This is a genomic window from Acaryochloris sp. IP29b_bin.137, assembly GCF_028285745.1.
Classification (GTDB): domain Bacteria; phylum Cyanobacteriota; class Cyanobacteriia; order Thermosynechococcales; family Thermosynechococcaceae; genus Acaryochloris.
Genome location: NZ_JANQOP010000335.1, coordinates 1 through 10131 on the forward strand (window position 1 = coordinate 1; position 10131 = coordinate 10131).

Consider the following 10131-nt stretch of genomic DNA (forward strand, 5'->3'; position numbering starts at 1 on the left):
AAGCTATCTCCTCCTCTGTTATCGGTGCCACCGTAACTTTATTATCAAACTTAATACAAAATACTATCAGACCTCGCCCGCTAAGTAATGTTAATTTGACTGCAGAGCAGATATACTTAGTGGCTTACTTGTGAAGTATTGTTTTTCTACATCGTAACACTGGCAAGTCTTTCATCCAATAGAAAGTTCAATATGACTAGCCTCTTCGTAGATCTAGAGCTATTAGGTTCTTTTCTCGCAGTATCAATACAGCCATGAAGCACCAATAGACAAGGCTGAGTCAAGGTGGCGGATATGCATGAATGGAGTACAAGGTAACGCAGGATCTAAACCATAGGCGTTAGATAGGTAAAGTTATTAATCTGACGATATCTGGGTTTTAGGCTTTATAAATCGATATTAAATAGTCTTGCTAGCTTTAGCTCTTCTTTGGGTGGTTTATCTGCAGATTTTTGCCCCATTCAAATTGTTGACTATTTTGGTTATAGACAACGGTGTGGATGTCGTTCTTAACTCATAATTGTCTAGCGATAAAAATTGCACTAGATGGTCCACCACTCCCCTAATCTGTTTCTAATGGATGATCACATTGCATCTTTGAACTCCGATTCTAAATACTCTCCATTTCGTACCAAATCAGTGCTGACCACTTTTGATGAATTTCTATGGGCAATTATTGGCCTCCTGTTAACCATCAACGGTGTTTTTATAGAGGTTGCTGTTCCCATCCCATTGACATGGCCCATTGATTGGGATCAAATCGATCTTTATTCTCTAGGCGCAACTTTACAGATCGGAGCTGTCTTACTGGTAGGGTGTTTAGGGGGTAAAAATGCTGGAGCACTCTCTCAAATTGCTTATCTTGTCTTAGGTCTGAGTGGTGTTCAAGTTTTTTCCCAAGGAGGTGGCCTGGCTTATGTGCAAGAGCCCACTTTTGGCTATCTCTTGGGTTTTTTGCCTGGTGCATGGATTTGTGGATACTTAGCTTTTCGCCAGAAGAGTCGCATCGAGCTCCTATTACTGAGTTGTCTTTGTGGACTACTGACAATTCACTTATGCGGGATTATTTACCTGACTGGCCTATCCCTATTACAGATGTCTGCCTTGAGTTGGGGAGCTTCTATCTGGCAATTCTCCATTTTGCCGTTTCCCGGACAATTAATCGTAATGTGTGCTGTTGCGCTTATCGCGTTTTTGCTGAGACGAATCCTGTTCTATTGATCTATGCGCTGGAAAAAATTGCTGTTTTGGGTATCTGCCCTGTTGAGTTTAGGGGCCGATCAGCTGACCAAGTTTTGGGTCACTCAGAACTTTGAACTCCGTAGACCACCTGAGACACCTGATACTTGGCCGCTGATTCGGAACGTGTTTCATTTCACTTACGTGACGAACAAAGGCGCTGCCTTTAGTTTGTTGCAAAACAGTAGCTGGCTGCCTTGGCTATCCTTAATTGTTTGTATCGGCTTGGTGGGGTTGGGGTTATTTGGTCCCCGCTTACCAAAATGGGAGCAAGCAGGCTATGGATTCTTACTAGGGGGGGCTGCGGGCAATGGGATTGATCGGATCTTTTTGGGGGAGGTAATTGACTTTTTAGACTTCCGCCTGATTCAGTTTCCTGTGTTCAACATTGCAGATATTTCGATTAATGTGGGCCTAGCATGCCTTTTATTTGCCACTTGGCAAAGTAGTCGTAAAGGCCCTCGCAAACCACCTACCCGGTAAGGCGTACCTAACAGCCGCAGCATTATGCTGACTCAATTTTGATCAGCTCGTTGAAGCGATCACCTGTGGTGCGCACCAAAACGATCGGTAGAACAATGATACTTACCACGAGTAAGCCAGTGAGTCCAAGCATCTGAGACGGATCTGTGATCCCCCCCATGTAGGTGAGCAGGAAGGTGGAAGGGGTCATACCGACCAATGTCGCAATGGCATAGATGGGGAATGATAAGCCGGCCATGCCAGCCCCATAACTGACTAAATCGAACGAGAGCACGGGAAGCAAACGGCTGATCAAAATAAACCAGCCCATCAGGTTAGTCGCCAGATCAGGCGCAAGGATAATTTTCTTACCTGTTAGGGTTTGCAAGAAGGATTGTCCTAAATGCTTGCCCAATCCATAAGCCAGTAATGCACCTAAGAATCCACCGATGATGGTATATGTCCCTGCTGTTAGGGGGCCCCACAATGCGCCAGCTGCGATCGCAAGCGGTGCACCGGGAATTTGACTCGCCACCACGGAAATAATCAGCAGCCCAATGTAAGCAATGGGTCCCCAAGGGCCAATCCGATTCACAAGATCTTCAAATCCTTCAACTGTGAAGATATGCAGGTCAAGAGCGGAGAAGTGATCGGTCATCGCCAGGGCACCTAAGCTCACTAGCAACGCGATTACGGCCCAGAACCGGAGAGAGGTGGATCCGTAACGTTTCTGGTTTAGATCTGCATTCAGGGCCAAGGAGCATCCGTTCATAATCGTTTACGGTGGATTAACGTACAGTCCTTAGCTTCGCTAAAGGGACTGAGGCAAACCCGATACCTATCTGAGGAAACGATAAGAACTCTGTGAGTGGCTCTCAGGAAGGATCAATGCGGCCCTATACCGACGACCAATACTGTTCGCGCACCTGAGCCATGGCCATAGCCCAACCTTGAGATCCTGAGGCAGGCGCGATCTGCCAACCTTGATGGGCTAGGCCTGGATGGGGGCCCTTTGCGCCTGGAATCACAATAGGGATATCGACAACTTCTAACATGGCTAAATCATTGGGGCTGTTGCCGAGCCCCACGGTCTTAATCGGGGTCTGAGGCGATTGATAGCCCTGAACCAACAGGTTGACGGCTTTACCCTTGCCCGCCCCCAATCCAATTAAATGGCAAAATCGATCACCCACCAAGACCTGGAATCCCATCGTAGCCACCTGCTGTTCCAACGCTGATGCTGTTAAACCGGGATTGACAAAGGGTTCTGTAAACTCACGAGTTTGGGCTTTGAGGGCATCTTCTGAGCTCAGCCCTGTTAGAGCAATCAGCTCATCTACGCTCATATCTCCAAAGCCTTGTAGCGGTTGATTGAGCGTTTGAGACAGGGTTTGCAATCCGGCTCTGGCTTGAGCATAGGTGCAGCCTAAACAGAGGCGCAGGTGCTGATTCCATACTTGCTGAGAGACCTCTGTATGGGCGAGATCAAACCGCTGATCGTGCTGGGGAATAAATATGCCACTGCCATTTTCAACTACAAAGGGTTCTTCAAAAGAGAGGGCTTGCAGCAGATCCTCGACCTCTACTCGCGTTTTGCTGGTGACAGCAATCACGGGAATCTGATGCGCTTTCAGCCAGGCCAACATTGGCAAAGCAGCATCGTATCGATAATCATCATGATTTAAGAGGGTGCCATCTAAATCCGTAAAGACTAAATAAGAGGCTGAATTAGTCATCGTCTCCCTCAAAGCCTAAGCTACAGGCTTGCCCATCGACTTCAATACCCTCAAATTTATTGGTAATCCACAGGGATTGGTAGGGTTTCAGGATCAAGGTGTCGTAAATACCGCGGATACAAGACCCGCTAATGAGGTCATACCATGGATCGATGGTTACCAAGTTAAGGTCTGAGAGCTTCAGTTTCTGCTTGCGATCGCTCAAGTTATGAATCGAAAAAATGCTCTGATCCCGCGCCATACTTTGCCGCCAAAATGCAAATAACGCCTTATTGGGGAGATGTAAGGTGTATTGGGTGGCATTAGGGTGAAAGGCATCTTGTTGTCGACGAATCTTAATCAACCGGGTTAGCGCTTTCAGAACAACAGCATGGGGAGACATTTCGTCTTTTAGCTGCTGCTCCAACCCCGCGAGAGACCATTGATGACGATTAATCGACCGTTTACGTCCCGTACGATGGACATTCTCCCAATCGTTATGGGTGGCTAGCAAACTATGGATATAAAAGGCAGGAATGCCTTCCAAGGACATCATGATGGTTTGCGAGCAGATAAAGCGCTCAATTTGCCACTCATCTTTGCCTTTTGCGGTCCCTTGAAGGGCGTCGAAGAAGGAAATATTAATTTCATACGGTGAATCAATCCCTTCCGCATTGGTGCGCATACTGATGGTGCCACCAAAGTCCTCCATACATTGGAGTAAGGTTTGATATTCTGTCTCAGTCAATAGCCCCTCTGTGGGCCTTAAACCGATGCCATCATGGGAGGCCGTGAAGTTGAAATAAGCACACCCCAAAGGCGCCGGGGGCATACTCATCATCCAGGTCTTTAAGTGTTCCGCCTTGCCTTGCAGTAAGGCATTTAAAATCAGCGGTGGCAAACTGAAGTTGTAGATTAAGTGGGCTTCATTGCGATTACCAAAGTAGCTAAGGTTCTCACGGTTCGGCACATTGGTCTCGGTAATGAGCGCCACCGACGGATCGACCATTTCTAAAATTTCTCGGAAGAGGCGGACCATAGCATGGGTTTCCGGTAAGTGGATGCAGGGGGTTCCCAACTGCTTCCACAGGTAACCAATGGCATCCAAACGAATATACTTGGCCCCCATCTGGACATAAAACAGCAGAATTTTGACAAATTCCAGGAAGACCTCTGGATTAGCAAAATTAAGGTCAATTTGATCTTTACTAAAGGTGGCCCAGACATACTTGGGGCCAGAGGAGGTCTCAACTTCTACGAGTAAAGGGGAACTACGGGGACGAACCACACTGGAAATATCCGCAGTGGGATCGACTTCGACAAAATAGTTACACCCTGGCTCTGTATCTTGAAGATAATTTTGAAACCATTGGCTTTGGCTGGAGACATGGTTAAGTACCAAATCCGCCATCAGTTCAAAGGATTGGGCAATCTGTTGAATGTCTTCCCAGGTCCCCAGTTGATCATTAACGGCCATATAGTCGATCACCGAAAAGCCATCGTCCGAACTGAAGGGACAGAACGGTAAGATATGCACGCCAGTGATCACCCCTTGAAGATGGTTCTGAAGGAAATGATTTAACGTCACCAACGGATGTTCGCCATTAAGGAGACGAATCGTATCACCGTAGGTGATTAATAGAATGTTGTCCTGGCTCCATTTATATAGATTCTCAGAGATGGAATCCGCAAAATGAGGTTGCAACAGTTCGAAAAGCTTTTCCAACAGTGATTCCAGTTGTTCTGGGCCATAAATCCGTTCCAGTAGCGCTTTGACTTTGATGGAAAAGGCCTGATGCTGTTGAGTTGGATCAATCATGCGCATCCCGAGAAAGGAACTGGGTGGTTATGGCTAGGAACTATGGAGCTAGCCTTATCCAAATCAGAAGCGATAATTGTATCGTATTAATCAATTTTTAACTCAGGCAGTCTGTTAGATGCCGTTCCCCCATCTAGTGCCTTTTAATACACTCGCCACAAACAAAATCCGCTATTGTTCGGAAATGCATTTTGGGTCTTTTGTCGCAAAACTGACATTGACATCCTGCAAAAAATTTAACAATGTATTTATTAAGTAATTACAGCCCAAGTACTCAGGTCATTTCATGGACTATAAGCAGGACTTAATCACAACTATTCACGATTTTGATTGTGATTTGGAGTTTTTGGAAACCCGGCTCACTGAACTTACCCAGACAAACCCCACGGCTGTCCTCATCCCCGCCCTCTACTCTGAATTGGAGCGACCCGCGTTAGGTCAGATTTGTGATCATCTGAAAGAGTGTGAATTTGTCCAAACGGTTGTGATCTGTCTCTACGCCGATAGTCTGCAGCAATATGCTCAAGCGATCCACTTCTTTAGCGTTCTTCCGCAAAAGACCTACATCATTTGGGAGAATGGCCCCACGGTTAACCAGACCTTAGGCAATCTCAAAGAGCGGGGTTTAGATCTACTGAAATACAAGGGCAAAGGTCGAGCCGTATGGTTGGGCCTGGGGGTTGCCTCTTTGGAAGCCCATGCGATCGCACTTCACGATGCCGACATTACCACCTATGACCGCTCCTACCCCCTCAAGCTTCTTTATCCACTTCTAGAGAGAGAATTTGGTATCGCCTTTAACAAGGCTTACTACGCCCGCTTAGGCCACTATCCTCGTAGCTTATACGGCCGCGTCACTCGCCTCTTCGTGGCACCACTCCTGACATCCTTGACGGCATTGCTGGGTGACCGAGATTATCTGCGATATCTCCATGCATTTCGCTACCCTTTGTCTGGTGAGTTTGCCCTAACCCATGATCTGGCCCTGCAAACTCGCATTCCTGGTAATTGGGGCTTGGAAATCGGCCTTTTGTCTGAAGTCTATCGGAATCTGGCCCACCGTCGCATTTCCCAAATTGATTTGGGGATTTTTGAGCATAAGCATCAACAAATTGGGGCCTCCGATCAGTCAGGTCTACAAAAAATGTGTCGCGATATCTTAGGGTCCGTCCTCCGCACCCTCACGGAAACGGAGCAGGTGGTCCTGACCAAGGATCATATCCATGCCTTACAGGTTAAATTCCGCCGATCAGCCCAAGATTTTGCCCATCAGTACTTTATTGATGCCAGCTTCAACAATCTCCACTTTGACCGTCATCAAGAAGAGGTCACCATTGAAACCTTCGAAAAGATTATCTTGGAGGGGGGCGAAGCTTACGTCACGGATCCCAGAAACTCACAAATTCCGGCTTGGACGAGAGCTTTGGCCGTGATGCCTGACTTACGTGAACAACTCAGAGAAGCAGCCATTCTTGATGCCGCCGAGGTGAATGCTCTCTCCCTACCTGTCCACTAGCTCCACTGCCCCCGTCAATCAGTTGAGTTTACTCATTAAAGTAAACGATATTTGAACAGATTGTTTGTGAGCAAATAGTTCAGCTGCTTAAAAAAACGGCATATTTTGATTTTGCAATTCCTGCGATAATTATCGTCGGTGGTTGTATGGGCAAAGCTATGAAAGAAACGGTCGGTTCGCTAACAGCCTATTTCATTGTCATATCTGTTCTATCACTGATTTCAAATGGACGAGTGTTGGCTCAGGGAACACAAATTCACCCATTAGTGTGGTTGATATGTATCGTTGGCAGCTTATTGTCAATTGCTTACTTTTACCTCGGCATCACGCTACGGCAGCGATTGATTGACTCATCTCAACTCATCAACAGCATTATTTATGCCAGCATTGTTTACATCATCCTCAATTTTTTGATTATCAGTTTGCTGGTGGGGTTACAAACAGGCTCAATCATTCAATTAGTACTCGGTCTTCTGATTACTTGGTATCTTCTCAATAGCGTTAAGCGTCTTTCCGCACAAGAAAAATCTAAATTAAGATCGAAATAGGACTTTTTAAGAACCCCGTATTTATTTCAGAGTAATTTTCAGATATCCTTCGAGGACGCCACTGCACAGGTAGAGTTACCTTCGCACTGCTCTAGCATCTTGGATTAGATTCCACCCAATCAATGTTAGTCTCAATTAGAACAGTGACGACGCCAGTTGCCTAACCTTAGGTAAGGGTGGGGTCCTTTATCTCCATTATTCAAGCATTGATCTGGGTTATGCATAATTTCTTGCCAACTGCCTACTTTGAGAGTAAATTTGTACCGTTTGCAGAGGCAAATATTTCCATTGCTACCCATGCGCTTCACTATGGAACGGCTGCCTTTGGCGGATTGCGAGGCATTCCAGATCCACAAAATCCTGCTCAAATTCTGCTTTTTCGCTTGGATCGGCATTGCCAGCGTTTGAGTCAAAGTGCTCGGTTCCTGCATTTTGACTTACCTGCAGACAAAATGCAGCAAATCATCTCAGAATTTGTCCAGAGAAACCGCCCCCAGACGTCCTTCTACATCCGGCCATTTGTATATACTTCTGACCTGGGTATTGCTCCACGACTCCACAACATCGAAAAGAATTTTTTTGTTTATGGAATTGAACTGGGTGACTATCTCTCCCCCGATGGCGTGAGCTGTCGCCTCAGTTCTTGGTGCCGACAAGAGGATCGGAGCTTACCGTTGCGAGGCAAGATCAGCGGGGCTTACATCACTTCATCTCTGGCCAAAACAGAAGCGGTTGAATCCGGGTTTGATGAAGCGATTTTAATGAATGCTCAGGGCAAGGTGAGTGAGGCCTCAGGCATGAATATCTTTATTGTCCGACATGGCAAAATCATCACACCTGGATTTGAACAAGATATTTTAGAAGGGATCACCCGTGACAGCATATTACAACTGGCCCATGATCTAGGCATCCCCGTAGTTGAGCGTCCGGTAGACAAGTCAGAGTTGTTTATTGCTGATGAAGTCTTTTTGAGCGGAACAGCAGCCAAAATCACCCCAGTCAAGCGCATTGAGAACTTCACCATGCCTAGCGAACGACCGATTACTGAAAAATTAAGGGACAAACTGACTGCAATTACCGAAAATCGAGACTCCCAATATCAGCAATGGGTATTCCCCATTCCTCTTAATTAATCCTCAAACAGAAGCAAAGCTCAGTTTGCCAGTGATTCTCTTAGCTGTGTTGGAGATTGCAGCCACACCCCCTCTAAATATGGGGTGCATATGCACAGACTGCAGCGTCGGAATACTGGCATTGGCATCCCCATCTAAGACCAGGCAATACAGCCACCCTTAATCACCATCTCTGACTTGACGCCAAATAGAGCAGGTTCCCACAAACGGAGATCCGCGAACTGGCCTTCCTCGGCGGAGCCAACGCGAGTAAAGTTTATTCACTTTTAAGTGGTATCACTAAGTGCTACCACTTTGCTACTCTATGACTATATAGAGGTACAAATTCTTGAACAGCAAGCATAAGAAGACTTTGGCTAAAGTTCTTGAAGAGTCTCCTTCAGCCAATATCCAATGGAAAGATGTTGAAAGCTTACTGGTTGCATTGGGTGCCAATATCTCTGAAAGAAGTGGCTCCAGAATAGCCGTGTCTCTCAATGATCGTGTGTCAGTTGTTCATCGCCCTCACCCTAAGCCAAATGCTGGTAAAGGTCTTGTGAGGTCGGTTAAACAATTTCTCATCAATGCAGGTATAGGGAGTGTAGAGGATGCTTAAGTACAAAGGCTACAGTGCAAATCTTGAAATAGATGCTGAAGAACAAGTAATTTATGGCACGGTGCTTGACCTGCAAGACGTGATCCATTTTGAAGGGGAAACGGTTGCTGAAGCAGCTCAAGCTTTTGAAGATTCTGTTGATGAGTATTTAGATTACTGCAATGAAATTGGCAGAGCACCAGAGAAACCATTCTCTGGGCATTTCACGGTGCGAACATCGCCTGAGTTGCATCGGAAGATTTATATTGCTGCTCAAGAAGCCAATCTCAGCCTAAATGCCTATATCGAAGCAACTTTAAGTAAGCTATAGGATAGATGCATGGCGATGCTGTGACCTTATCTCGAAAAAGTGGATATTCCCTGCCATGATTCCTCTGTGGTCGAGATCTTGAACTTGAAGCTGCGATGGATTGAGTTCCAAAAACAACTCAGATTAAATCACCAATTTTTGCAACCCAACCTGCGGAATGCGCATTCTAATATATCTTCTCATCAATCAAGATTTAGTTAGAAATATTCTAAATGTTTATGTATGAATACACAGATAAATATAATATTGACACTAATAATTTAGATAAAAAATACAAATGGATCCTTCTTAGAAGAAGACAGCATGATCAAAACAACAATGAATGGATTTATTTAAGAAATAAAAAATATGGGCCAATAATAGATGAGCTTCAAGAAATCTGGGAAGATGGATTTGAACCTAGAATTGAAATAGTTTTTCTGAATCATGTTTTTAAAGTCTTCGAAAATGCTGCTCCACATCTATATCAAAAACTTTTCTACGGAGTTGTTTTAGTTTCTTTTTTGATAGCCATAGCATTCAACAAGCTTGATATATCAAGCTTTTTAGGATTTCCATATTATATTTTTTTTGATCATGTAAGTTTTTCTGAAATACACCTTTCCATATTGTTAGCAACAATATTCCTATTGTATCTACCAGTGAATTTGATTCACAGCATTATTGTTTCTAGAAGAAGATCTAAAAAACAAAATAAAGTCAAACACCTCCGGTAAAACCGGAGGCTTGGAAGAGCCCCTTAAAGGGGATTTAAGTCGCTGGTCATAAACTCTCACTTTTTGCTCTTGACGGCA

At 45.2% G+C, this 10131-nt stretch carries 11 protein-coding genes and 1 pseudogene; 8 read left to right on the forward strand and 4 right to left on the reverse strand.

Features of this window, described 5'->3' with window-relative positions; genetic code table 11:
* Nucleotides 1–639: 639 nt before the first annotated feature.
* Together Q0991_RS22750 and lspA are read left to right on the forward strand one after the other, a co-directional pair.
* The gene (locus Q0991_RS22750) at nucleotides 640–1221 is read left to right on the forward strand and encodes a biotin transporter BioY (protein ID WP_299492919.1); all 582 of its coding nucleotides are present in this window, start codon (nucleotides 640–642) and stop codon (nucleotides 1219–1221) included.
* 3 nt (nucleotides 1222–1224) lie between these two features.
* On the forward strand, nucleotides 1225–1722 hold the full coding sequence (gene lspA, locus Q0991_RS22755) for a signal peptidase II (RefSeq protein WP_299492921.1): 498 nt from the start codon (nucleotides 1225–1227) through the stop codon (nucleotides 1720–1722).
* Between the two features lie 22 nt (nucleotides 1723–1744).
* Here lspA and Q0991_RS22760 read toward each other — a convergent pair whose 3' ends face one another.
* The 3 genes from Q0991_RS22760 to Q0991_RS22770 form a co-directional block, all read right to left on the reverse strand.
* Complete coding sequence (locus Q0991_RS22760) at nucleotides 1745–2473, reverse strand: TVP38/TMEM64 family protein (RefSeq protein ID WP_299492923.1); 729 nt, start codon at nucleotides 2471–2473, stop codon at nucleotides 1745–1747.
* Nucleotides 2474–2597: 124 nt separating this feature from the next.
* Nucleotides 2598–3437 (reverse strand): HAD-IIB family hydrolase, encoded by an 840-nt coding sequence (locus Q0991_RS22765; protein ID WP_299492925.1) that lies wholly within the window; start codon nucleotides 3435–3437, stop codon nucleotides 2598–2600.
* Nucleotides 3430–5235, reverse strand: a complete 1806-nt coding sequence (locus tag Q0991_RS22770) for a sugar phosphorylase (RefSeq protein WP_299492927.1) — start codon at nucleotides 5233–5235, stop codon at nucleotides 3430–3432. The genes Q0991_RS22765 and Q0991_RS22770 overlap by 8 nt, the downstream gene beginning before the upstream one ends.
* 286 nt (nucleotides 5236–5521) lie before the next feature.
* On the opposite strand from Q0991_RS22770, the gene Q0991_RS22775 reads away from it, so the two are divergent.
* The 3 genes from Q0991_RS22775 to Q0991_RS22785 all read left to right on the forward strand — a co-directional run bounded on the left by Q0991_RS22775 (nucleotide 5522) and on the right by Q0991_RS22785 (nucleotide 8432).
* Nucleotides 5522–6751, forward strand: coding sequence for a glucosyl-3-phosphoglycerate synthase (locus Q0991_RS22775; RefSeq protein WP_299492929.1), 1230 nt, complete (start codon nucleotides 5522–5524; stop codon nucleotides 6749–6751).
* Between the two features lie 158 nt (nucleotides 6752–6909).
* Entirely contained in the window at nucleotides 6910–7299 is a 390-nt protein-coding gene (locus Q0991_RS22780; protein WP_299492931.1) for a hypothetical protein, read from the forward strand.
* Nucleotides 7300–7517: 218 nt separating this feature from the next.
* Nucleotides 7518–8432, forward strand: coding sequence for a branched-chain amino acid transaminase (locus Q0991_RS22785; RefSeq protein ID WP_299492933.1), 915 nt, complete (start codon nucleotides 7518–7520; stop codon nucleotides 8430–8432).
* 75 nt (nucleotides 8433–8507) lie between these two features.
* On the opposite strand, the pseudogene ureC reads toward Q0991_RS22785, so the two are convergent.
* Nucleotides 8508–8677: pseudogene (gene ureC, locus Q0991_RS22790) on the reverse strand (urease subunit alpha); the annotation flags it as partial.
* Between the two features lie 83 nt (nucleotides 8678–8760).
* On the opposite strand from ureC, the gene Q0991_RS22795 reads away from it, so the two are divergent.
* From Q0991_RS22795 to Q0991_RS22805, 3 genes are all read left to right on the forward strand, one after another.
* The gene (locus Q0991_RS22795; protein WP_299492935.1) at nucleotides 8761–9027 is read left to right on the forward strand and encodes a type II toxin-antitoxin system HicA family toxin; all 267 of its coding nucleotides are present in this window, start codon (nucleotides 8761–8763) and stop codon (nucleotides 9025–9027) included.
* Nucleotides 9020–9337, forward strand: coding sequence for a type II toxin-antitoxin system HicB family antitoxin (locus tag Q0991_RS22800; protein ID WP_299492937.1), 318 nt, complete (start codon nucleotides 9020–9022; stop codon nucleotides 9335–9337). Before Q0991_RS22795 ends, Q0991_RS22800 begins: the two co-directional genes overlap by 8 nt.
* Before the next feature lie 218 nt (nucleotides 9338–9555).
* A complete protein-coding gene (locus Q0991_RS22805) occupies nucleotides 9556–10053 on the forward strand; it encodes a hypothetical protein (RefSeq protein WP_299492939.1) in 498 nt (165 codons plus the stop codon).
* The last annotated feature ends 78 nt before the right edge of the window (nucleotides 10054–10131 follow it).

Bases quoted from the DNA above. Each gene is read 5' to 3' on its own strand.
- lspA (WP_299492921.1), top strand. From the start codon at position 1,225: ATGCGCTGGAAAAAATTGCTGTTTTGGGTATCTGCCCTGTTGAGTTTA.
- Q0991_RS22760 (WP_299492923.1), bottom strand. From the start codon at position 2,473: ATGAACGGATGCTCCTTGGCCCTGAATGCAGATCTAAACCAGAAACGT.
- Q0991_RS22765 (WP_299492925.1), bottom strand. From the start codon at position 3,437: ATGACTAATTCAGCCTCTTATTTAGTCTTTACGGATTTAGATGGCACC.
- Q0991_RS22770 (WP_299492927.1), bottom strand. From the start codon at position 5,235: ATGATTGATCCAACTCAACAGCATCAGGCCTTTTCCATCAAAGTCAAA.
- Q0991_RS22775 (WP_299492929.1), top strand. From the start codon at position 5,522: ATGGACTATAAGCAGGACTTAATCACAACTATTCACGATTTTGATTGT.
- Q0991_RS22780 (WP_299492931.1), top strand. From the start codon at position 6,910: ATGAAAGAAACGGTCGGTTCGCTAACAGCCTATTTCATTGTCATATCT.
- Q0991_RS22785 (WP_299492933.1), top strand. From the start codon at position 7,518: ATGCATAATTTCTTGCCAACTGCCTACTTTGAGAGTAAATTTGTACCG.
- Q0991_RS22800 (WP_299492937.1), top strand. From the start codon at position 9,020: ATGCTTAAGTACAAAGGCTACAGTGCAAATCTTGAAATAGATGCTGAA.
- Q0991_RS22805 (WP_299492939.1), top strand. From the start codon at position 9,556: ATGTATGAATACACAGATAAATATAATATTGACACTAATAATTTAGAT.